Raw genomic sequence first — 22608 nt, 5'->3', positions numbered from 1 at the left:
CTACTTCAGCACGTACGGCGATACGGAGCTGCGGTGTTCGCTGATGTCGAGCACTTTGCCCAGGGGCGGGAAGGCGCGCTGCGGGCAATTGGCGCGTTCGCAGACTCGGCAGCCCGCACCGATCGGCGTCGGCTGCACTTCGTCGAGATCGATGCCGTCGGCGTAGATCACGCGGGCCGCGTGCCGCAATTCGCAGCCGAGACCGATGGCGAAGGTCTTGCTCGGCTGGCCGAAGCGGGTGGCGCGGCGTTCCACCGTGCGCGCCACCCAGAGGTATTTGCGGCCGTCGGGCATCTGCGCGATCTGGGTCATGATCTTGCCCGGGTAGGCGAAGGTCTCGTAGACGTTCCACAGCGGGCACGTGCCGCCGCTGGCGGAGAAGTGGAAACCGGTGGCGGACTGGCGCTTGGACATGTTGCCCGCACGGTCCACCCGCACGAACGAGAACGGCACGCCGCGCAGCGACGGCCGTTGCAGCGTGGAAAGCCGGTGGCAGATGGTCTCGTAGCTCTGCGTGAAGAACGCCGACAGCCGCTCGATGTCGTAGCGGAAGTCCTCGGCGACCTCGTGGAAATGCGTGTACGGCAGCACCGTTGCCGCGGCGAAGTAGTTGGCCAGCCCAAGCATGGCCAGCTTGCGGGCGTCCTCGGAGGCGAAATTGCCTTCCTCGACCAGCTTCTCCAGCAGCTCGCCGCACTCGAAGTAGGCCAGCTCGGCGGCCAGTTTGAAGGTTCGCTGCCCGCCGGACAGGTGCGGCGCGATCTCCAGGGTGCGGGTCTGCGGGTCGTAGCGGTGCAGCACGCCTTCGCCGAGGTCGATGCGCTCGATGATCCGTACGTCGTGGGCGCGCAGGATCCTGGCGATCTCGCTGTTCACGTCGCCGCCGTGGAAACGGATGCGGGCGGTGAGATCCTCGGCGGCGGTGTCCAGCTCGTGGATGTAGTTCTGGCGTTGGTAGAAGTAGTCGCGCACCTCCTCGTGCGGCTTGCTGATCGCGCCGCTGCCCGCGCCGTCGGCGAACCGGTCCTCGGTGGCGGCGGCCAGCTGGGCGGAAGTGTTGCGGTAGCGGTTGTGCATGTTGACCAGCGCGCGGGCCATGCTCGGGTGCGCCGAGACGATGTCCGCGATCTCCTGCGCGTCGGCCTCGATGCCCAGCTCCTCGTCCATCACGACCTCTTGCAGTTCCGCGATGAGCCGGGTGTCGTCCTGAGCGGAGAAGAAGGTCGTGTCGACGCCGAACACGTCACTGATCCTCAGCAACACCGGCACGGTGAGCGGGCGCACGTCGTGCTCGATCTGGTTCAGGTAACTCGCCGAGATCTCCAGCTGCTGGGCCAGCGAGACCTGGCTCAGTCCGCGTTCGGTCCGCAGTTGACGCAGCCGAGCGCCGACGTAAGTCTTGGCCATGCGTCCAGTTTATGGCTGCTTTCGCATCCGTGCCAATTTTCGATTAACACTCCTCGCAGACAGGTGTCGTACCCGGCGGCTACCGTCGGCAAGGTGTTGTTCTCGGATGTCGTGCTGGCCTCGGAGACCGTGCGGGCGACCAGGTCACGCAAGACGAAGATCGCGACGCTCGCCGCGCTGCTGACCGCGGCCGCGCCGGAGGAGCTCGTGCCCGTGGTCGCCTGGGCGTCCGGCGAACTGGCGCAGGGGCGGATCGGTACGGGGTGGCGCACGCTCACCACGCTCGACCACGCGCCCGCGCCGGTGCCCACGCTGACCGTGTCGGCGGTGCACGCGGCGCTCAGCGAGCTGGCCGTTGTCTCCGGCGCCGGTTCCGCGGCCAGGCGCAAGGAGCTGCTCGCGGCGCTGTGGTCCGCGGCGACGGCGAACGAGCAGGGCTTCCTGGTGCGCCTGCTCACCGGGGAACTGCGCCAAGGAGCGCTCACCGCCCTGGTCGCCGAAGCCGTGGCGGTCGCCGCGGACGTGCCGCCCGATGCGGTGCGCCGGGCATATATGTTGTCGGGCCGCCTGCCGGTCACCGCCGTCGCGGCGCTCACCGGCGGCGCCGCGGCGCTCGCGGAGTTCCGGCTCGAAGTCGGCCGTCCGATCCAGCCCATGCTCGCCTCGCCCGGTGCGACGCTGGACGAGGCGCTGCTCGAGTTCCAGGGCGAGGTGAGCGTCGAGCACAAACTGGACGGCGCGCGCATTCAGGTGCACCGGGACGGCGACCGGGTCCGGATCTTCACCAGGACGCTGCGCGAGATCACCGCCGGCGTTCCGGAACTCGTCGAGCTGGTCGCGGGCCTGGACTGCACGAGCGTCGTGCTGGACGGGGAGACGCTGGCGCTCACCGACGCCGGACGACCGCGTCCGTTCCAGGAGACCATGAGCCGGTTCGCCGAGGTGAGCTCCACCAGGGAGTTGCTGCTGCATCCGTACTTCTTCGACTGTCTGCACCTGGACGGGCAGGACCTGCTCGACGCTCCGCTGTCCGAGCGGCGCGCCGCGCTGACGAAGGTGGCCGCCGAGCACACCATCCCGGCGCTGCTGCGGCCGGATGCCGATGCGGCCGCGGAATACTTCGACGCCGCGCTGGCAGCGGGGCACGAGGGCGTCATGGTCAAGTCGTTGACCGCGCCGTACGCGGCGGGCAGGCGGGGCCGGGCCTGGCAGAAGATCAAGCCGACGCACACCCTCGACCTGGTCGTGCTCGGCGCGGAATGGGGCTACGGCCGCCGCACGGGCTATCTGTCGAACCTCCATCTCGGCGCGCGCGACCCGGAGGGCGGGGAGCCGGTCATGGTGGGCAAGACCTTCAAAGGACTCACCGACGCGCTGTTGCGGTGGCAGACCGACGAATTCCCCCGCCACGAGCGCTCGCGCGATCAGCACACCGTGTACCTGTGGCCGGAACTCGTCGTCGAGATCGCGCTGGACGGCGTGCAGGTCAGTTCCCGCTACCCCGGCGGTGTCGCTCTGCGTTTCGCTCGTGTGGTGCGGTATCGCCCCGACAAAGAACCCGCCGACGCGGACACCATCGATACCATTCGGGCGCTACTGCCGTGATGTGAAGCGCGGTCGCTCCCGCGCCGGGTGCGTGTCGGGCGTGCCGAGCACGTCGAGCCACTGTAAGTATGGGCAGCGCAAGGTTCCGGATGGCCCCCACAATTCAGTGGTCCGGCCGGTTCGTGCTTCCGGACAAGGAATCGGCGGGCGGGTGGGATGATGCGGAAATCGCTGTGCGGACGGTATGTCCTGCTGTTGGCGGCACTCCTGGGCGCCTTGGCGGTGAGTGCGGTCGGTACGCCCGTGCGGGCGAATCCGATCGAGCAGTTCCTCACGCCGTCGCGCGAGTATCCGGGAATCCTGCCCACGCCGCTGGACGATCCCTTCTACACGCCGCCGCCGGGCTTCGAGAGCCTGCCTCCGGGAGCGATTCTCGCGTCCCGTGCGGGCGGAACGGGCCTGACCGCGTTCCCGTTGCGGTCGACCGAACTGTTGATCCGGTCCACCGATTCGAAGGACCTGCCGGTGCCTGTGGTCGCGACATTGCTCGTGCCGCAGGCCCCGTGGACCGGACCGGGGCCGCGTCCGGTGCTGTCGTTCAATGCCGCGATCGACTCGCTCGGGCATCGGTGCGCACCGTCCTACAAACTCAGGAACGAGCCGACAGCCGAGTTCTGGGCCGCCCAGATTCCGCTGTCCAAGGGCTACGCCGTGCTCGTGCCCGACCATCAGGGCCCGCGGCAGGCGTACGCGGCGGGACTGATGGCCGGGCACGCGGTGCTCGACTCGATCCGGGCGGTGGTGAACACGCCGGAGTTCGGGTTGCGACCGGAAGCGCCGACCGTGGTCACCGGATACTCCGGCGGCGCCATCGCGAGCGGATGGGCCGCACAACTGGCCCCGCGATACGCGCCCGAGCTGAATCTGGTGGGTGCGGCGTTCGGCGGTGTCCCCGCCGACTTCGACATGCTGCTGTCCACCATGAACGGACGCAACGCCGCGTCCGGAGTCTTCCTGGCCGCCACCCTCGGACTGGCGCGAGAGTACCCCGAGCTGCTCGGCCTGATGAACGACGACGGCTGGCGGCTGGCTCAGGTCGGCAAGGACCTGTGCATGACCGCGGAGGAGTTCGGCGGCGCCGTGGCGCCCATTCCGGTGCAGGCGCTCACCCATGCCGCCGCGCCCACCGACCTGCCGATGGTCAGGGAGATCCTGGCCGCCAATCGGCTGGGTGCGAGCGCGCCGACGGTGCCGGTGTTCCTGTATCACGCCACGCACGATCCGTGGGTGCCGCTGGCCGGCGCGGAGAAGCTCTACGCGGACTGGTGTGGCGCCGGAACGCAGGTGGATTTCCAGGTCCATTTCGGCGAACACTTCCTCGTCGGACTCAGCGGCATCCCCGGCGCCAACTCGTGGATCGATGACCGGTTCGCCGGTCGGCCCGTCGCCCCACACTGCACCCGGACCGGCTGACCTGGACGGATCAGACTAGTGCACGGAGGCCGGACGAAGTTCCGGTAACCGGCATGACTGTGCCGTCCGGGGGTGCAGCACACTGGAGGCGTGACCGTCGAATTACTGGTTCTCCTGATCGTCATCGTCACGGCGCTCGCATTCGATTTCACCAACGGCTTCCACGACACCGCCAACGCGATGGCGACCTCGATCGCCACCGGCGCGCTCCGGCCGCGGGTGGCGGTCGCGCTCTCGGCGGCGCTGAACCTGGTCGGCGCGTTCCTGTCGGTGGCCGTCGCCGCCACCGTGGCGAAGGGCATCGTGCGACTCGACGCCGTCGGAGGCCAGGACCTGATCGTCATCGTGTTCGCCGGCCTCGTCGGCGGAATCCTGTGGAATCTGCTCACCTGGCTGTTCGGCCTGCCGTCGAGTTCGTCGCACGCGCTGTTCGGCGGTCTGATCGGGGCGACGCTGGCCGCGCTCGGCTGGAGCGGGGTGATCTGGGCGTCCGGGTCGGACGGCGTGGTCACCAAGATCATCCTGCCCGCGGTGCTCGCGCCCATCGTCGCCGCGCTGATCTCGGCGATCGGCACGTGGCTGGTGTACCGGATCACGCGTGACGCCGAGGAGGACAAGGTCACCGAGGGATTCCGCTGGGGCCAGATCGGCTCCGCCTCGCTGGTCTCGCTGGCGCACGGCACGAACGACGCGCAGAAGACGATGGGCGTGATCTTCCTCGCGCTCGTGGCGCACGGGACCCTCACCAAGGACGACGACCTGCCGCTGTGGGTGATGGCCGCGTGCGCCCTCGCCATCGCGGCGGGCACCTACCTCGGCGGCTGGCGGATCATCCGGACGCTTGGCAAGGGCTTGGTGGAGATCGACTCGCCGCAGGGGCTCGCGGCGGAATCCGCCTCGGCCGCGATCATCCTGACCTCCGCCCACTTCGGGTTACCGCTGTCCACCACGCAGACCGCGACCGGCTCCATCCTCGGCACCGGCCTGGGCAAGGGCGCCGAGGTGCGCTGGGCCGTGATGGGGCGCATGGTGGTCGCATGGCTGCTCACGTTGCCGCTGGCGGCGGTCGCCGGGGCGATCTGCTGGGGCATCGCCCACGTCATCGGCGGACTGGCCGGGGTGCTGGTGGTCTTCGCCCTGCTGGTCGGGTTGTCGACGCTGATGTACCTGCGGTCGCGGCGCGATCCGGTGCACACCGGCAACGTCAACGAGTGGCCGGGCGAGGGGGCCGACCCGTCCGCGGTCACGCCGGTCACGGACGATCAAGCCGCACCGCCCACAAGCGATCGGACCGTGCCGCCCGCGGGCGGCCGGACCACGTCGGCGGACTCGAACCGCTCCGCCCAGGTGTAGGAGGACCAGGCGTGCACACTCTCGTCACCAATCTGAACGCCCTGTGGAAAGTCATCGTGGCCGGGCTGGTGCTTGGCGCCGGGCTGCCGATGATCTTCGCGATCGGGGTGCGGTTCTGGTCGATGACCGCGACCACCGACGCGGGCACGGTGCGGCGTAACTATCCGGCCCTCGCGGTCGCGCTTGCGTGCTTCGTGCTGGTCGTCGTTGCGATCGTCACCGGCATCCTGTACACGGCGAAGGCGTTCCTGGCGGCCAAATTCGGCATCCATCTGTTCGGGCAGGCTTAAGGAGTGCCAGCGTGACCGATCCAGTGAAACCAGTCCCGGTTCGGCCGAAACTGCTCGGCAAAGTCGTGGGCTGGCTGCGCGCGGGCTACCCGCAGGGCGTGCCGCAGTCGGACTACGTGGCCTTGTTCGCCGTGCTGCACCGGCACCTCACCGACTACGAGGTGGTCGCGATCGCCGAGGAACTGGTCGCTTCGAATTCGGGCAGCGAGATCACGCACACCGAGATCGAGGAGGCCATCGCGCGGCTCGCCAAGGAGCAGCCGGACGAGCATGACGTGGCTCGCGTCGCGTCCCATCTGGCCGCCGGCGGCTGGCCGCTGGCCGATCCGCCCGCCGATTCCGACTGACCCGAGCCGCCGCCGATGCCTCCCTTCCTGCACGCGATCATCAGCTGGCTGCGGGCGGGATACCCGGACGGGGTCCCGGAAGCCGACTACATCCCGCTGCTCGCCCTGCTGCGCCGCCGTCTGTCCGACGCGGAGGTGGCCCGGATCGCCGCCGAGCTGGCCGGCTCCGGCGGCGCGGACATCGACCAGACCGACATCCAGGTGATGATCACCAAGATCACCAACGACATGCCGTCCGAAGCCGACGTGGCGCGGGTGCGCGCCCGGGTCGAGGCCAATGCGTGGCCGGACGAGGACTGATCACGGGTGTTCGCGCGGGCCGCTGAGATAGGGGAGGCGGCGCACGCCCGCCGCGACCTCGTAGGCGAGATCTTCATAGCCCAGCGACAGTTCGGCGAGGCGCTCCCAGGCGTTGTGCACGGCCCATTCCGGCGCGCCGGAGAGGATGTCGTACGCGCTGGCGGAGAACTGCGCGAGCCGATCGACCACCATGCCCACGGTTTCGGTGTGCATGTGTGCGCCGCCGTGCGGCGGTGACGTCTCGGTGGCGACCCAGCGGTCGATGACGAGCACGAGGCGGGCGCGGTGCTGGTCGATCTCGTTCGTCCCGCCCGGTGCACAGCGCAGGCGGCGCTGGTGTAATCCCGCGAGTAGGTGAGCCGACTCCAGGACTGGGTGCGCGCGATGCGGCGCGATGCGGCAAGCCTTCAGGACGAGCTCTTTGGTGGGCAGCGGTTCCACTGCGTCAACCCCCTGGATCGAATTTTCGCGCCGGGCGTCACCTGAAGGATCATCGGCGATGCCGCCCGCCCGGACGCGGCAATCTGAACCGAGTGCGCAACGGCGCGGTGTCCCACGGCGATTCGAGGACGACGAGGCCGACCGCTTCCAGCGCGGTGAGCCCGACGGGGCGCACCAACTCCTCCGTCAGCGAAACCATCTCCGCCGCTTGGATAGCCGCCGTCGCCTGCTCGGTGTTCACCATCCGGCCACGCAGATAGGACACCACCCACGCGTCGTCACTGACCCGCCGCGCCTGATGCGGCGTCCGATCGCTCACGATCCACATGCGGTCGACGACGTGCACGGACATCAGAACCCCCTCCCCGCCGGAGCGGGTTCTGTCGAAAGCCCCCGCTGTGATGCGCAACACTCGAATCGTAAACTATACAACTCACTTTACGAAAGTGATTGCGCGGCATTGTCCGCTGTATCGTGCTGACATGGCGCTGTCACCTGCGGTTGCGCGTTGGGAGCTCGCGCTCCGGCTCCGGCAGCGACGGCTGGAGCTGGGTATCGGTGCCGCGTCGATCACCAGAGCGCTCGATGTCTCGGCCGCGTACTGGTCGCACATCGAAAACGAGCGCAACCTGCTCCCCAAGGACAAACTGGAACGGCTACTGAGCATCCTCGAGATCGATGCCGACGAACAGCGTGAACTGCTCGCCCTCAGGGAAGCCGCGAGAGGCCGCGGCTGGTGGAGCCGCTATTCCGCACTGTTCGGGGAAGACATCCTCCGTTACTACGGAATGGAGTGGGGCGCCGAATCGATCCGGACGTATGAGAGCCTCATGATGCCGGGCCTGCTACAAGGCGAGGAATACATTCGGGCACTGATGCTTTCGTCGGGAGCGACAGTGCGGGCGATCGAAGTCGATCAGCGTGTCGAAGCGAGGTTGCATCGGCAGCGACGGCTGACGGGGGAGAGTCCTGTTTCGCTGCGGGTGGTTGTCGGCGAGGCGGCGCTCCGGCAGCAGATCGGGGGACCGGACGTACTGCGGCGTCAACTGATCCATCTGGCCGACGTCCTCGAGTCGCATGACGAGTGCGTCGAACTACAGGTCATTCCGTTCACTGCCGCAGACAGTGTCCCGGCGAGCTCCACCTACCATCTCCTCGACTTCGCCAGTCCGCGATTGCCGACGCTCGCGTGGCATGAATCGGCGGTATTCGGCCAGATCATCGTCGATGACGAGAGCCGAAAGGAAACCAAAGTGCGCGACCTGGGTTTCGTGTTCGAGCGGGCGCGAACAATCGCGCTGTCCCGAGACGAGTCTCTGGCGCTCATCCGCGCGACCGCTGCTGAATTACAGTCGATCGAGTGAGCGGTACCGGGTGGTTCAAATCCTCGTATTCCAATGACAGCCAGACCTGCGTAGAAGTGTGCTTCGACGGTGGTCGGGTCCTGGTTCGGGACAGCAAATTCGAGGGCCCATCGGACGCATCGCCCACGCTGGCGTTCACGCCGACCCAGTGGGCGGGATTCACCTCCGCGATCCGCACCGCCGACCTCACCTGACACGTCTCCCAGCAGACTCTCAGGTTCACGACACCCATAACACAGCTCCATCCGGAAGAGTGTTCCCGTCGATGCGAAGCGATCCATCGACAGCTTCACCGGTGGGCAACTGCCCTGCCCACCACTGGAACCGGCCGGCGGCGCAGCCCCCTCGCATGCGTCGCCGGCCGCTCAGGTCCGCGGGTGGCACATGGCTGCGGCAAAACGCGAGAAGGCCTCTCGATGGTGTGCCACTCGTCAGATGTCGGCGCCGTGCCGGCGGAGGGCGTCCAGGGCCCGGGCGGTGATGGTTCGGGGGCGGTGGGTCAGGAGGGCGGCGCTTACTCGGATGAGGGTCCAGCCGAGGGATTCCAGGGCGGCGCTGCGGTCGATGTCCCAGGCGCGCTGGTCGCGGTCGGTCCAGTGGTGGGCTCCGTCGTATTCGACGGCGACTCGCCATTTGCGCCAGCCCATGTCGAGGCGTGCGAGGGTCATTCCGTCCGGGCCATGGATACGGATCTGGGTTTCCGGCGCGGGCAGTCCTGCTTGCCGCAGCAGCAAGCGCGTACGCGTCTCCTGGATGGACTCGGCGCCGCCGTCGATGTAGGGCAGAACTCGGCGCAAGCTCGTGGCGCCGCGTGCGCGCGGGTGCCGTTCGGCCAGCCGTTCGATGTCCGCGGTGGTCAGCCGGGTCGCGTTGCATAGGGCGTCGACGACTTCGACCGCCTCGTCGAAGTCGAGGCGTCGGGCCAGGTCGAACGCGGTCCGCGCCGGTGTGGTGCACCGGAATCCGCCGACGCTGCATACTTCGTCCGCCGGTATGGCGTCCCGATAGACCAGCACGTGCCGTGGCGGCCGGGCACGAGTCGACAGCGCGATCTCGGCGGGCTTATCGTCCAGCCACTGTGTCCCATGCATAGCCGCCGCGGAGAACCCGACCAGAATCCCGGTGCCCTTGACCCAATGCGCGACCGCCTGCGCGCGCCCCCGCGCATCCAGCCGAATCCCCTTCCGGACATAAACATCCGGAAACACACGCTCGAAGTCCTTCCGCAACTCCCAAGCGCTTACCACCCCCGCGCGTACCGCCCAACTCCCCGGAAAAACCTCCCCGATCTCCCCCATACCCCCATCCTCCCCACCACCCCCGACAAATCTCGCGAGTGGCACATGGCTGTGGCAAAACGCGAGAGGAGGCCTCGATGGTGTGCCACTCGTGGCGGTCAACCGGCGAGGAGGTGGAGGAAGTGTTCGACTTCGGACTGGATGGCGGTGCGGGCGGGGGTGAGGTATTCGCGTGGGTCGGAGAGGTCGGGGGCTGCGGCTAGGCGGGCGCGGATGGCGGTGGTCATCCGGATGTTGAGGCGGGTGGCGATGTTGATCTTCGTCATGCCGTGTTCGACGGCGGCGCGCAGGCCGTGATCGGGGACGCCGGATGAGCCGTGTAGCACCAGGGGGACCGGGACCTTCGCGGCCAAGTGGGCGATGAGGTCGTTGTCGAGTTCGGCGGTGCGGGTGTGCATGGCGTGCGAGGAGCCGACGGCGACCGCGAGTGCGTCGACGCCGGTAGCGCTCACGAATTCGACCGCCTCGTCGGGATCGGTGCGTGCGCCGGGCGCGTGGGCGCCGTCCTTGCCGCCCACCTCGCCGAGCTCGGCTTCGATGTGCACACCGCGCTCGTGGCACCAAGCGGTGATCGCGGCGGTGGCGGCGCGGTTGTCGGCGTAGTCGAGAGCCGAGCCGTCGTACATCACCGAGCGGATGCCGAGATCGACGGCGGCATGGATCAATTCGGTGCTGGTGGCGTGGTCGAGATGCACCGCGATCGCGGCCTCACTGTCGGCGGCGATGCGCAGGCAGGCCAGTGCCAGCGGGGCGATGCCGCGGTGATGGCGCGCGGTGTTCTCCGACAGTTGCAGCACCACCGGCTTTCTCGCCGATTCCGCGGCGGCCGCGATCGCCTCGGCATGCTCGAGGGTTATCACGTTGAAGGCGCCGAGTCCGCCGGGGCGGGCCGTGGCGATCAGATCCGGTATCGAGGTCAGCGGCATGGTTGCGTGCTTTCAAGGGCGAGCGGCGTACAGGGTTTACGGCGGAGGCGCGACCGGATGCGTTGTGGACCGGCTGGTGCGTCCGTGACCGGCTCGCCGCATGCCGAGGTCGTCGGCGGGTGAACGCGGCATGTGGTTCGCCATGCGAGCCGCGTAAGCGACCAGGGTCGCGGGATCGCCCGGCTCGCCCGCATCGCGGGAGCGTTCCGCACGTTCGCGCGCAGCGGCGAACCGGCTCGGCCGTCATGGAGAAGTCTTCTGCGGTGTGGAGATGTCCAGTTCCCGAACCTGAACGGTCGGGGTGAGGCGGGTGCGCAGGGAGCGGTCGATCTCGCCGGCCACCGGAACCACCACGGCGGCCGCGGAGGTCGCGACCACGTCGGCGAGCAGGGCGGCCCAGTCCGGGCGCGATTCGGAGGAAAGGGCGGCGATCACCGCCGCCACCGCGGCATCGCCCGCGCCGGTGGGATTTCCGGCGAGCGGTTCGGCGAGCGCTCCGGTCCACGCGCCTTCGGCGGTCACCGCGACGATCCCATCGGGACCGCGGGTCGCGATCAGGGCGCGCACTCCGTTGTCGATCAGCGGCTTCGCGGCGATGACGATGTCGTCGGCGGTCGTCGGCCGGGTGCCGATGAGGCGCTGTAATTCGGTCTCGTCCGGAGTGAGCACGATGCCGGGCACCTGGGCGGCCAAGCGCAGCGCTTCGCCGTCGACGTCGCAGATGGTGGGCACATCCGCCGCGATGGCGGTGCGGGCGATCTCGGCGGGCAGGGAGGGTTCGATGCCGCCGGGCAGCGACCCGGAGATGACCAATCCGGCGATTTCCGGGAGCAGTCCCGCCACTCGGACCGACAACTGTTCGGCGGCATGCGGATTGGAGACTCGCGCACCCGGCTCCCAGAGCGCGGTGGCCGTGCCGTCCTCGGATTCGCTGATCACCACGGTGCGGCGCACCCAGGGCAGCGCGTGCACGAAGTCGACCGGCATCTCCAGTTCGGCGGCGGCCGCGAAGGCGTGGTCGGAGAACCCGGTGGCCCTGGCGTACTTGCCGAGCTGATTCAGCACCCGGGTCACGTTGATGCCCTTGCCGCCGATGCGCTGCTCCACCGACCGGACTCGGTGGGCCTGCCCGCGTTCGAAGCGTTCGACGCGATAGGTCATGTCGTACGCGGGATTCATTGTCACGGTGAGGATCACTTCAACCACTGTCCACGTCTGAGCACCCCACGCAAGTGGAGATTGTCACGGACTGTCAATATGTCGGCGAAATAGCCGGGCCGCAGGTCACCGACGTCGGCGAGCCCGAGCGCGGCGGCCGGAACCGAGGTGGCCGCCAGGACCGCCGCGCGCAGCGGGACGCCGGAGTCGCGCACGGCCCGCGCGACGCATTCCAGCAGGGTGCTGACGCCGCCCGCGATCGACCCGTCGGCGATGCGCGCCACGCCGGCACGGACCGTCACCGGCTGCGGACCGAGCTGGTACTCGCCGTCGCCGAGTCCCGCGGCCTGCATGGCATCGGTGACCAGCGCGACTCGCCCCGGCGCGGTCGCGAACACCAGCGCGGCGAAGCCCGGATCCACGTGCACGCCGTCGCCGATCAGCTCCACCGTCACGTCACCGCCCGCGGCGGCCGCCAGCGCCGCGGCGACCGGGCCCGGGTTCCGGTGATGCAGCGGTGGCATGCCGTTCGCCAAGTGCGTCACGAGGCTTCCTGATCCTTTGGGGGCCAGCGCGTTCCGGAACGACGCGTAGTCGGTGTCGCTGTGGCCGAGCGCGACCACCACGCCGTTGTCGGTCAGCCGCCGCGCGACGGCCGCGTAGCCGGGACGTTCCGGCGCGAGCGTCATCGCGCGCAGGTGCGCGCCACCCGCTTCCAGCAGCCGGTCGGTCAACCCGAGATCGGGGTCGCACAGATATCGCGGGTCCTGCGCCCCGCAGCGCGCCTCGGACAGGAAGGGTCCCTCGACGTGGATACCGCCGAGCGCGCCTTCCTCGGCGAGTTCGCGCAAGGTGGCGGTCTGCGCCACCATTTCCGCGGCGGGGCCGGTGACCACGCTCGCCACCACGGTGGTCGAGCCGCGCTCATGGTGCGATTGCGCCGCCGCGCGGGCCTGCTCACCGCGCACGGTATCGAACCGGTACCCGAACCCGCCGTGATTGTGAATGTCCACAAGCCCCGGCAGCACGGTTCCCGAAAATGGCGGCTCAGGTAAATCGCGATGCGTCGCGCGCCACTGCGCGAACGACCGCACCGCGTCGATCCGATCCCCGGACACCATCACTACGCCGTCGTCCACCGTGACGCTCGCCGAGACGATGCGCCCCCGGATGAGCTGTGTGTGTGCTGTCATTCGAGTGCCCCTCGGCTCGCGCGGACCGGCTGCTGGATAGGGATGTCCACTGTGCTGGCTGAAGTTTGTGGTGCGCCTCGGTTCGCAGGCCGCGCGGGTGACGTCATGTCAACGCTCCGCTGCGGGCGTAGAGGGCAGCGCCTGCCAAGCCCGCGCGTGCGCCGAACCGGCCGAGGACGACTCGGGGAGCGGGGACCAGGCGGAGCCGGTCGGACAGGGCGCGGTGCAGTGGGTCGGTGAGCGCCGCGCCCGCTCCGGCGAGCCCGCCGCCGAGCACGACGAGTTCGGGGCAGGCCGCGTGGACGATGCCGACCAGACCGTCGGCGAGCGCGTCGACCGCGTCCGCGACGACGGCGGCGGCGTCGGGGTCGGTGGACATGAGTGCGAAAACTTCCGCCGCGCCGCCGGTCTCGCGTCCGGTGCGCCGGGTGTAGGCCCGCGCGATGGCCGCGCCCGAGGCGACCGTCTCGACGCATCCGGTATTGCCGCAGGGGCAGGGCAATCCGCCCGCGCGCCGCACCGGCACGTGCCCGTACTCGCCGACCTGGCCGTAGCTGCTGCGCACCAGCCTCCCGCCGACCGACAGCGTGCCCGAGATACCGGTGCCGAGAATGACGACGCACACATTCTCGTGGCCCCGCCCTGCGCCGTACCGCCATTCCGCCCAACCGGCCACGGCGACATCGTGTTCGATCAGCGTCGGTACCCCCCAGCGCTCGGGGAAGCGGTCGCCCACATGCACGTCCCGCCAGCCGACGTTGCTGCTGAACACGGCGACCGACCGGGCGGTGTCGACGATGCCGGGCAGCACGACGGCGGCGCGACGTACCCGGCGGCGGTCGGATTCCGGGAGTCCCCCGAGTAACCGATCGCCCAGCTCGCCCATGGCATCGAACGCGGCCGGACCATGCGGTGTAGCCACGGTGCCCACGGCCAGCGCAGCGCCCCCCGCGTCGGTGATCTCGCCTTTGATGGTGGTGCCGCCGACATCCATGCCGAGCACGAGCGCGTCGTCCGGCAGCGCCCGCGCCGCTGCGCCGAGTATGTCCGTGGGCTGCCCGGCCGAACCTCGCCGCGCGGTCGGCCGGTCGCCGGGGCATGCGCGGTCCGTCCCCGCGCCGCGCGATCCGGACACAGACGCACCCGACGGCGCACGCGGCTGCTCGGTTCCCATCCTCGGCACAGTAGTTCGTGGTGGCTCCCGCGACGGTGCGCATGCGGCCTGTGGTGATGTCACGAGTTCGAGTCGACTCGAGGCCGACGGTGTGGCTGCGGGCGCGACGATGCCGTCCGTACCCGGCGCGGTACGGCGAATGCTCACCGCAGGCCCTCGGTCACGACTTCAAAACCACCGAGCGATTCAGGCCGCGCGGGTGGTCGGGGTCCAATCCCAGGTCGGCGGAACGCAGGAGGCAGAGCCGATGCACTCGGACCAGGTCCGCCATCGGGTCGATGTCGCGATGCTCCAGGTGGGCGCCGGTGGCGGCGACGTCGTCGGCGAAGCCCGGCTCGAGTGGGCCGAACGCCCAGACCGCCCGGCCGGGCGCCGAGATGGCGATCGGGCCGTGGCGGTACTCCGTCGCCGGATACGCCTCCGTCCAGGACTGGCAGGATTCGCGAAGCTTGAGGGCCGCCTCCTCGGCGATGGCCGCCGCGAATCCCATACCCACGAAACTGATCTGCTCTGCGTGGCGCACCGCGGCCAGCGACTCGGCGGGATCCTCGGCGAGCACCGCGCGCGCTCGGGCGATCACCGGGGCGAGGTCTTCGCCGAGGTGGTTGCGCAGGATGGCGAGGGTGGTCGTCGCGAAGCGGGTCTGCACCACCGACCGCTCATCGACCTGGTCGATGAGGATCGGGTCGCCCAGTTCGAGGACGGGCGTGCCGGGACTGGAGCAGATCACCGTCCGAGGGACGTGCGCCGGGATGTCCCGCATCGCGCGCACCACTTCGGTGGTGGTGCCGGAGCGGCAGATCACCAGGTAGCGGTCGTACTCGCGAGCGCGGACCGCGCTGGCGGGCCAGGCGTCGGTGAGGCCATGACCCGCGCCCTCGCGCAGTGCCGCGATGGCGCGCGCCATGAAATACGACGTGCCGCAACCGATCACCGCGATGCGCTCGCCCGGTTTCGGCAGTACGGCGCGATGTTCCGCCGCGACGGCGGCGGCGTGCGTCCAATCGTCCGGCTGGGTGGCCACTTCGGTGACCAGATGCGGCTGCGGCGTGTGGTCGGCAGGCGTAGGCACGCCACCAGCTTCACTCCGGATGATCGTTTATGTCAAATTTCAGACGAAAACGGTCACATATGATCACAATTCGGGCTAGATTGAGGTGCACCGACGGTGTGTCCTCCCATCATCGGCGGCTCCGCTGGCGCCGGGTGGGTAAATCTGAAAGGTTCTGCTCGTGAAAAGACCATTCCACCGCGTGCTTGCCGGAGTCGCGATGGTCACCGGCGTCGCGCTGGCCCTGTCGTCCTGTGGGTTCGGTGCGAAAAGTGGTGCGGACTCGGCTACCACGATCAATTTCCTCGCTCCCGCCTACAGCGACGGCGCCACGGGCACCAAGGCGCTGTGGGACGGCATCATCGCCGAATTCCAGAAGCAGAACCCGGGCATCACCGTCGATCTGCAGATGGAGTCGTGGAACTCGATCAACGACGTGGTGCGCACCAAGCTCCAGTCGCAGTCGACCACCCCGGACATCCTCAACATCGACGCCTACGCCAGCTTCGCGGGCGACGGCCTGCTCTACCCGGTGACCGACATCGTCTCCGCGCCGGTGCTGGCCGACATCCAGCCCGCTTTCGCGCAGAACGCGGCGCTGAACGGCACGCAATACGCGCTGCCGCTGTTCGCCTCCACCCGAACCCTGTTCTACAACACCGAACTGTTCGAGAAAGCGGGCATCGTCCGGCCGCCGAAGACCTGGGCCGAGCTCACCGACGCGGCGAAGAAGATCCAGGCGCTCGGCGGCGGCGTCTCCGGGTACGGGCTCCCGCTGGGCAGCGAGGAGGCGCAGGGCGAAACCTCCATCTGGACCTTCGGCGCGGGTGGCTCGTGGGCCGACGGCGACCGGGTCACCGTGGACACCCCGGCGAACCTGGAAGGGGTGCGGGCCATGCGTGAGCTGATCGACGCCGGTGCGACGCAGCCGAATCCGGGCGCGACCGACCGCAAGGACGTGATCAACGCCTTCATCCAGGGCAAGATCGGCATGATCGAAGCGCTGCCGCCCACCATCGGTCAGATCGCCGCGAAGAATCCGGGTCTGCGGTACGCGACCGCGCCTTCGCCGACCAAGACCGGGAACCCGGTCACGCTCGGGGTGGCCGATCATCTGATGGCGTTCAAGAAGGACGGCGCCAAGGCCGAGTCGATCAAGAAGTTCCTCGACTACTTCTATTCGGCGGCGGTATACGCGGACTTCGTCAAGCACGAGGGCTTCATCCCGATCACCCACAGTGCCGCCACCGCCCTCGCCGAGGACCCGGTGACGAAGGCGTTCGCCGCCACGCTTCCGGTCGCGAGGTTCTATCCGAGCAACAATCCGAAATGGGCCGTGGCGCAAGGGGTGATCCGCCAGCAGATGGGCACCATCGCACAGGGCGCCGACCCCGCTCAGGTGTTGCAACGGATCCAGGAAGCAACGAAATAGCGTGCGGCGCAGAGGAGTACTGGCGGCACTGCCGTGGATCGGGCCGTCACTGGTCCTGATCGCGGCCGTTGTCGCCTTCCCGGCCTGCTACATGCTGTGGACCAGCACCAGGGACCTCAGCGCCTACGGCCAGGACCGCGGCGCCGCCGGACTGGCCAATTACCGGGCGCTGTTCGACATCTCGGAACTCGGCTCGGTGCTGGTCCACACGGTGGTCTGGGTGGTCGGCGTCGTGCTGGTCACGCTGGCGTTGTCCGCGGCGCTGGCCCAATTCCTGAACAAGGAGTTCCCCGGCCGCGCCGTGGTACGGATGGCGATCCTGGTGCCGTGGGCGGCGTCGGTCGTGATGACGACCACGATCTTCTACTACATGCTCGATCCGGACGTGGGCATCGCCAATCGGTTCCTGGTGGACATCGGCCTGCTCGACCGCGGATACGGGTTCACCAAGCAGCCGACGCAGGCGTTCCTCGTGGCGATGGGCGTCGCGGTGTTCGTCTCGGTGCCGTTCACCACCTACACGATTCTGGCCGGACTGCAAGCCATTCCGGCGGAGATCGAGGAGGCGGGGCGGGTCGACGGCGCGAGCGCCTGGCAGCGCTACCGCCATCTCACATTGCCGCAGCTGCGTCCGGCGATCGCGGTGGCGACCATCATCAACATCATCAACGTGTTCAACTCGCTGCCGATCCTTCAAGTGATCACCGGAAGCATCGCAGGCTTCTCGGCGGACACCACGACGACGCTGACCTTCAAGCTGATCCGGCAGAACCAGCAGGTCGACACCGCCGCGGCGATGAGCGTGCTGAACTTCGCTCTGATCGTCGTCGTCATCGCGATCTACGTGAAGCTGGTTCGTCCGACCGCGGAGATCGACCGATGACGACGCGGGTGGAGGTACGCGAGCAGGCCACGGCGACGCCACCCGCCCCGGCGGCGCCCGCGCGCCGCGCACGACGCCGCTGGGAGCTCACCGCCGTCGGCGTGGTGCTCGCCGCGGTGTTCCTGCTGCCGTTCGTGGTGATGGTGCTCGGTTCGCTGAAGAGCAGAGCCGAGATCCTGCGCATCCCGCCGACGTATCTGCCGCAGTCCTGGCATCCGGACAACTACGCGACGATGTGGGACACCCCCGAGACGCCGCTGCCGTTCAACCTGGCCAGCACGATCATCATCGCGGTCTGCGCCACCGTTTTGGTGCTGGCCGTGGCGATTCCGGCCGGGTATTACACGGCGCGGCACCGTTTTCCGGGGCGCCTGGTGTTTCTCGGCGTGGTGCTGGTGACCCAGATGTTGCAGCCGACGGTGCTGGTCACCGGGTTGATCCGGGAGTTCTTCGCGCTCGGCATCAACGACACCTGGCTGGCGATGATCATGGTGAACGCCGCGTTCAACCTGTCGTTCGCGGTGTGGATCCTGCACAGTTTCTTCGCCGCGATCCCGGTGGAGATCGAGGAAGCCGCGATGCTCGACGGGCTCGGGCGCGGGCAGATCCTGGTCCGGGTGAGCCTGCCGCTGGTGTGGCCCGGCATCGTGACGGCGACGATCTTCGTCGTGGTGGCGTGCTGGAACGAGTTCGCCGCCAGCCTGGTCGTGCTCACCACGCCGGAGAACCAACCGCTGTCGGTGGCGCTGACCAAGTTCGTCGGCCAGTACGACACCGCGTGGCAATACGTGTTCGCGATCTCCACCGTCGGCATCGTCCCGGTGGTGCTGCTGTTCGCTCTCATCGAGAAGCGTCTGGTGGCGGGGTTGACCGCGGGAAGCGTGAAATAGCCTGCGAGAACTGGCGCACCGGGATGACGGAATCGCCGCGCCGCCACCGTTCGGCGCGCTGATGGAAGGTAGCCGCGCGGTAGCATCGAGAGGTGACACGGCGGGATCACGGACCCAAGGACGGTCGCAGCTACGGCGGGCTGTCCAAGGAACAGCGGGTTGCCCAGCGGCAGACCCGCCTGATCGATGCCGCTCTCGAACTATTCGGCACCCAGGGATACGCGGCCACCTCGATCGAGCGCCTCTGCGCCGTGGCGAACGTCTCCACGCGCAGCTTCTACGAGGACATGGGCAGCCGCGAAGCGCTGCTCATCGCCCTGGCGAATCGCATCACCTCCCGTGCGCTGGAACGCGCGCTGACCGCACTGGCGGCCACCGAGAACGAGCCCTTGCCCACCCGCGTGGTAGCGAGTTTCCGCGCTTATCTGAGCGTCACGTGCGCCGACGCCCGGTCCGCGCGGGTCTGTTATGTCGAGGTGGTCGGGGTGAGCACGGCGGTGGAGGAGTGGCGCAGGCAGCAGCGTGGCCTGCTGTCGGCGCTGCTGATCAGCGAGGCCGAACGCGCTGTCGGCCGTGGCGAGACCGGTCCGCGGCGTTTCGATCTCTTCGCGCTGGCCGTGATCGGCGCGGTCACCTCACTCGCCCAGGAATTGGTGCAGGGTACGGCGCCGGGTTCGGCGGTGAGTCTGGACGAGATCTGCGAAGAGATCGCCTACTTCGTGAATTCCGGCCTTTCCCAGGCGCGCGATCCGGGTGCGGAAGACGGGCGTCTTCCCGCTACCGCGGCGCTTCCGGCCCGGCCCACCGTCGAGGCCGATGTGTTCTGAGCGGGGCCGGTGTCGGCCGTGCGGATTTCCGCGGTCGGTGGGTGCGTGTGTTCATATTGTTCGCGTGTTCGCCGAAACAGCAGGTTGCCCGCGCGAGCGGGGCGGTGTGAGATGACCGGGCCGTCGGATCGTCCGCAACGGTGGAACCGGTTGCTGGAATTGCTCGCCGAATCCGGGCGGCTTTCGGTGGAGGAGGCCGCCGAGCGGCTCGGTGTGTCCGCCGCTACGGTGCGTCGCGATTTCACCGCGCTCGCCGAACAGCAACTGGCCACCAGGACGCACGGCGGTGTGGTGGCGACCTCGGTGGCCTACGACCTGCCCGCGCGTTACCGGCAGAGTGCGGGCGAGGCCAAGCAGCGCATCGCCGAACACGCCGCGTCGCTGGTCGATCCGTGCGCGGTGGTCGGGATGAACGGCGGCACCACCACCACGGCGGTGGCCAGGGCGCTGGCCGTGCGCACGGATCTCGGATCGGCCGGTGACGAGCAGCTCACTCTCGTCACCAACGCGCTGAACATCGCGGGGGAGATGGTGCTGCGGCCACACGTGCGCACGATCGTTCTCGGCGGCGTGGCCCGGCGCGAGTCCTATGAGCTGCACGGGCCGCTGGCCGAACGGGCGCTGGCCGAACTGCGGCTCGACGATCTCGTGCTCGGCGTGAACGCGATCTCCGTCGAGGGGGGCGCACAGTGCAGGCACATCGACGAGGCCGGGGTGACCACCGAGATGGTGCGGCGTTCCGGCCGGGTACTGGTGGTGGCCACCGCGGACAAGCTCGAGCGCACCGCACTGGCCCGCATCTGCGGCATCGAGCAGGTGCAGGTGCTGGTCACCGATACCGGCGCGGATCCGGCCGCGGTGCAGGCGATCCGGGCGGCGGGCGTGCGGGTCGACGTGGTGTAGCCCGCCGTCGGGCAAGCTCGTGCGGCCGGCTGAAGGCCGTTCGACCCGACGTCGCTACACGCTGTCGTCGGGTCTGTCCAATTCCTGAGCGAACTCTCGTTGGGCTCTCGCGATGAGTTCATCACTGGCTGCCGGGTAGGCCAGCGCTATCGCGGTCAACGTGTCCTCGACACGAGGCCCGAGACCTGAATGAGATCCTGGAGCCAGCCCCTCTTTCGCACGTGCCAGGTTCGTATCGAAGTTGCGTCGAAGCTGATCGGCTGACAAACCTCTGCCCCTCACATCAATCCTTCTCTCCGCCACTGCGACTCTGCCGTATCCACCAGTAGCCTATGCATAACTTGTGCGGGTTCGCTGGCACGGGCGCCATTCAGCTCGACGTCGGCGAACGCCTCAGCCAGGGCCTCGACCGGATGGAACTCCCCACCTTTCCAGAAGCTGTAGCCGCTCAGCTGATCACGCCATTTTTCGTAGGATTCGTCCGTGTCGCTTCCAGAGCCCTTGTGGCCGTACGTCTTTCGATAATGATCCAACAAAGCCGAGTCGGCCTTGCCCAGAGCCGCCGAGCGACCTGCGTAAGTTAGCGCATGGCCGAATTCATGAACAATGGTGCTATATGCTGGGCCCTGGGATCTCGGGACGAAATGTCGTCTCTGCACCGCTTTCGATACGTCTGTGGAGAGCAGTCCCGGGTCGGTGGCGTACTTGGTGGAGAATGTTATCCTGGTCGCTCTGAGATCGGTATGGCCGACTCTGTCTTCGAGCGCCCTGGCGATATCTCCCTCGACGTCGCCGATCTCTATCGACAAAATTCTGGTGTGCGGATACTTGGCGAGCATATCGTCCAAGGCTGCGGCGATGCCGCGGACCGTATCTGTACTGACGCCCGGTGTGCCGAACCCGTACGCCTCGATGCCATGCCGTTCTAGTAGTCCCTCGCCAATCTGCCTGTTGATACGCTCGGTTCCGCCGGGCCGCCGACGAACGGGAAGTTGCGAACCCGCATTGCTCGTCGGTGAAAATTCGGCTCTGGACGAATTATTTTGCAGACCGCCTGCGGCGGCGATATTCCGGCTGCCTTGTTCGTCGGTCGCCCTCGCTCGGTCGGCAAAGCGACGAATCTCCGCGCTCCGAGACTTAATCGCGCCACCCTCGTGTGCCGCGTATCGGCTCAATGCCCGAACTATGTCTTCGGCACCTCCGAGGATTGCTCGGGAAACCCCATGCAAGCGCTCGGGAAACATACGCCGGACCTCGAAAACAAACTCACGTTCGAATTGACGATCCGATGACGCATGGTGCGTGCTACGGACCGTTTGCTGTGAACCGTATCATCCGATCTTCTCGTCGGCCGGATTCGGCGGACAGAGGGGGCCGTCGGGCAATGTCCCCCATCGATACGATTTGTTACAGGTATGTGAGAATGGTTGTGTGGCACGAGGTTCGGCGTAGTTGGCGATCCCCGGGCGCCGTGATTGTTCCCACTAATGGGAATTGATGTGGTGTGGAGCGGATTCTGGACGGTAGCGACGAGGTTACCGATATGTGAACCGGGAACATGCGGTTATTCGCCCGCGGCGGTGGCCGCCACTCGATCGAGCGCCGCATCGCTGCCGGTGCCTCGGCGCAAGGTCCGCACCCAGACGAGGAAGCCCCACACGACGAATCCCGCGTAGACCAGATACAGCGTCGCCGACGGATAGTAGCCCGCTCGGATCAGTAGCGGGATCCCGACCAGGTCGACCGCGATCCAGATCAACCAGAACTCGGCCAGCCCCCTGGCCATGCCGTAGGTGGCCAGCGCCGAGCCGGTGAAGATCCACGCCTCGGCCCACGGACCGTAGGAACCTAGCCATTCGAAGAGCTGGGCGAAAACGGCCGTGCCCGCGAGCATCGCCACCACCAGGACGACGCGCTCGCGCGTGCTCGCCCAGCGCGGGTCGACGCCGCGGTGCTCGAGCGCGGTCCCGCGTGCCGCGTGCCGGTACCAGCTCCACCAGCCGTACACGCTGACCGCGATGAACATCAGCTGGCGTCCGGCCTGTCCGGCCATGTTCAGCTGCTGCGGAGTGTGGAACACCCCACCGACGAATACGGTGAACAGCAGGGCGTTCCCGGCGATGCCGACGGGCCAGGCCCAGACCCGCCGCCGCATGCCGCCGATCGCGGAAGCCAAGCCGAAGCCGTTGCCGATCACTTCGCGCCAGAGGATCTCCGAGCCCGCGATGTGCAGCTTGGCGTCGAGCAGCGTGAGGATCGGGTTCACCTGTCGTGTAACCCGCGGCGGGGCATATCTCATCCGTTCAGATCGCCGCGATCCGAAATGCGCGGTGCGGACCGTAACGATTGCGCA

Annotated in this window: 24 protein-coding genes; 13 read left to right on the top strand and 11 right to left on the bottom strand. The window is 68.2% G+C overall.

The window, feature by feature from the left end; all coding sequences use genetic code 11:
* Entirely contained in the window at positions 1-1407 is a 1407-nt protein-coding gene (gene ramB, locus ACIA5H_RS29585; RefSeq protein ID WP_379254084.1) for an acetate metabolism transcriptional regulator RamB, read from the bottom strand.
* A gap of 93 nt (positions 1408-1500) precedes the next feature.
* Here ramB and ACIA5H_RS29580 point away from each other — a divergent pair, with 93 nt between their 5' ends.
* The 6 genes from ACIA5H_RS29580 (at position 1501) to ACIA5H_RS29555 (ending at position 6715) form a co-directional block, all read left to right on the top strand.
* Positions 1501-3012 (top strand): ATP-dependent DNA ligase, encoded by a 1512-nt coding sequence (locus ACIA5H_RS29580; RefSeq protein WP_397078817.1) that lies wholly within the window; start codon positions 1501-1503, stop codon positions 3010-3012.
* A gap of 156 nt (positions 3013-3168) precedes the next feature.
* The gene (locus tag ACIA5H_RS29575; protein ID WP_397078815.1) at positions 3169-4425 is read left to right on the top strand and encodes a lipase family protein; all 1257 of its coding nucleotides are present in this window, start codon (positions 3169-3171) and stop codon (positions 4423-4425) included.
* Positions 4426-4515: 90 nt separating this feature from the next.
* A complete protein-coding gene (locus ACIA5H_RS29570; RefSeq protein WP_397078813.1) occupies positions 4516-5778 on the top strand; it encodes an anion permease in 1263 nt (420 codons plus the stop codon).
* An 11-nt stretch (positions 5779-5789) separates the two neighbouring features.
* Positions 5790-6068 carry a hypothetical protein gene (locus tag ACIA5H_RS29565; RefSeq protein WP_355071765.1) on the top strand — a complete coding sequence of 93 codons (279 nt, stop codon included), beginning with the start codon at positions 5790-5792 and terminating at the stop codon, positions 6066-6068.
* Positions 6069-6079: 11 nt separating this feature from the next.
* Complete coding sequence (locus ACIA5H_RS29560; protein WP_397078811.1) at positions 6080-6415, top strand: DUF3349 domain-containing protein; 336 nt, start codon at positions 6080-6082, stop codon at positions 6413-6415.
* A 15-nt stretch (positions 6416-6430) separates the two neighbouring features.
* On the top strand, positions 6431-6715 hold the full coding sequence (locus ACIA5H_RS29555) for a DUF3349 domain-containing protein (protein ID WP_397078809.1): 285 nt from the start codon (positions 6431-6433) through the stop codon (positions 6713-6715).
* Here the strand turns inward: ACIA5H_RS29555 and ACIA5H_RS29550 are convergent, their stop codons facing one another.
* Positions 6716-7156 (bottom strand): DUF4254 domain-containing protein, encoded by a 441-nt coding sequence (locus tag ACIA5H_RS29550; protein ID WP_397078807.1) that lies wholly within the window; start codon positions 7154-7156, stop codon positions 6716-6718. It abuts the gene before it with no gap.
* Positions 7157-7205: 49 nt separating this feature from the next.
* Positions 7206-7508, bottom strand: coding sequence for a hypothetical protein (locus tag ACIA5H_RS29545; RefSeq protein ID WP_355071772.1), 303 nt, complete (start codon positions 7506-7508; stop codon positions 7206-7208).
* 130 nt (positions 7509-7638) lie between these two features.
* On the opposite strand from ACIA5H_RS29545, the gene ACIA5H_RS29540 reads away from it, so the two are divergent.
* Together ACIA5H_RS29540 and ACIA5H_RS29535 are read left to right on the top strand one after the other, a co-directional pair.
* Positions 7639-8520 (top strand): DUF5753 domain-containing protein, encoded by an 882-nt coding sequence (locus tag ACIA5H_RS29540; RefSeq protein ID WP_397078805.1) that lies wholly within the window; start codon positions 7639-7641, stop codon positions 8518-8520.
* Positions 8517-8714: a DUF397 domain-containing protein gene (locus tag ACIA5H_RS29535; protein WP_379254077.1), complete on the top strand. Its 198-nt coding sequence runs from the start codon at positions 8517-8519 to the stop codon at positions 8712-8714. Before ACIA5H_RS29540 ends, ACIA5H_RS29535 begins: the two co-directional genes overlap by 4 nt.
* A gap of 237 nt (positions 8715-8951) precedes the next feature.
* Here ACIA5H_RS29535 and ACIA5H_RS29530 read toward each other — a convergent pair whose 3' ends face one another.
* The 6 genes from ACIA5H_RS29530 to ACIA5H_RS29505 all read right to left on the bottom strand — a co-directional run bounded on the left by ACIA5H_RS29530 (position 8952) and on the right by ACIA5H_RS29505 (position 15341).
* The gene (locus tag ACIA5H_RS29530) at positions 8952-9728 is read right to left on the bottom strand and encodes a DUF559 domain-containing protein (RefSeq protein ID WP_397078803.1); all 777 of its coding nucleotides are present in this window, start codon (positions 9726-9728) and stop codon (positions 8952-8954) included.
* A 188-nt stretch (positions 9729-9916) separates the two neighbouring features.
* Positions 9917-10744, bottom strand: coding sequence for a class II fructose-bisphosphate aldolase (locus ACIA5H_RS29525; RefSeq protein WP_397078801.1), 828 nt, complete (start codon positions 10742-10744; stop codon positions 9917-9919).
* Between the two features lie 243 nt (positions 10745-10987).
* Positions 10988-11950, bottom strand: coding sequence for a hexose kinase (locus ACIA5H_RS29520; RefSeq protein WP_397078799.1), 963 nt, complete (start codon positions 11948-11950; stop codon positions 10988-10990).
* The gene (locus tag ACIA5H_RS29515) at positions 11938-13095 is read right to left on the bottom strand and encodes an N-acetylglucosamine-6-phosphate deacetylase (RefSeq protein ID WP_397078797.1); all 1158 of its coding nucleotides are present in this window, start codon (positions 13093-13095) and stop codon (positions 11938-11940) included. Before ACIA5H_RS29515 ends, ACIA5H_RS29520 begins: the two co-directional genes overlap by 13 nt.
* 103 nt (positions 13096-13198) lie before the next feature.
* Entirely contained in the window at positions 13199-14269 is a 1071-nt protein-coding gene (locus ACIA5H_RS29510; RefSeq protein ID WP_397078795.1) for an ROK family protein, read from the bottom strand.
* 160 nt (positions 14270-14429) lie between these two features.
* Positions 14430-15341, bottom strand: a complete 912-nt coding sequence (locus tag ACIA5H_RS29505; RefSeq protein WP_379254072.1) for an SIS domain-containing protein — start codon at positions 15339-15341, stop codon at positions 14430-14432.
* Between the two features lie 160 nt (positions 15342-15501).
* On the opposite strand from ACIA5H_RS29505, the gene ACIA5H_RS29500 reads away from it, so the two are divergent.
* The 5 genes from ACIA5H_RS29500 to ACIA5H_RS29480 all read left to right on the top strand — a co-directional run bounded on the left by ACIA5H_RS29500 (position 15502) and on the right by ACIA5H_RS29480 (position 20255).
* Positions 15502-16752: an extracellular solute-binding protein gene (locus ACIA5H_RS29500; RefSeq protein WP_397078792.1), complete on the top strand. Its 1251-nt coding sequence runs from the start codon at positions 15502-15504 to the stop codon at positions 16750-16752.
* A 1-nt stretch (position 16753) separates the two neighbouring features.
* Entirely contained in the window at positions 16754-17635 is an 882-nt protein-coding gene (locus ACIA5H_RS29495) for a sugar ABC transporter permease (protein WP_355071789.1), read from the top strand.
* Positions 17632-18525: a carbohydrate ABC transporter permease gene (locus ACIA5H_RS29490; protein WP_397078790.1), complete on the top strand. Its 894-nt coding sequence runs from the start codon at positions 17632-17634 to the stop codon at positions 18523-18525. The genes ACIA5H_RS29495 and ACIA5H_RS29490 overlap by 4 nt, the downstream gene beginning before the upstream one ends.
* Positions 18526-18617: 92 nt before the next feature.
* On the top strand, positions 18618-19352 hold the full coding sequence (locus ACIA5H_RS29485; protein WP_379254069.1) for a TetR/AcrR family transcriptional regulator: 735 nt from the start codon (positions 18618-18620) through the stop codon (positions 19350-19352).
* Positions 19353-19463: 111 nt separating this feature from the next.
* Positions 19464-20255, top strand: coding sequence for a DeoR/GlpR family DNA-binding transcription regulator (locus tag ACIA5H_RS29480; RefSeq protein ID WP_379254068.1), 792 nt, complete (start codon positions 19464-19466; stop codon positions 20253-20255).
* 278 nt (positions 20256-20533) lie between these two features.
* Here ACIA5H_RS29480 and ACIA5H_RS29475 read toward each other — a convergent pair whose 3' ends face one another.
* Positions 20534-21430, bottom strand: a complete 897-nt coding sequence (locus ACIA5H_RS29475; RefSeq protein ID WP_397078787.1) for a hypothetical protein — start codon at positions 21428-21430, stop codon at positions 20534-20536.
* A gap of 389 nt (positions 21431-21819) precedes the next feature.
* Positions 21820-22521: a nicotinamide riboside transporter PnuC gene (gene pnuC, locus ACIA5H_RS29470; RefSeq protein WP_397078785.1), complete on the bottom strand. Its 702-nt coding sequence runs from the start codon at positions 22519-22521 to the stop codon at positions 21820-21822.
* Positions 22522-22608 lie beyond the last annotated feature (87 nt).

It is taken from the genome of Nocardia sp. NPDC051900 (assembly GCF_044452545.1).
Lineage (GTDB): Bacteria > Actinomycetota > Actinomycetes > Mycobacteriales > Mycobacteriaceae > Nocardia > Nocardia sichangensis.
The sequence above is the reverse complement of the archived record's forward strand: the minus strand, read 5'-3'. Positions and strand labels throughout refer to the sequence as shown.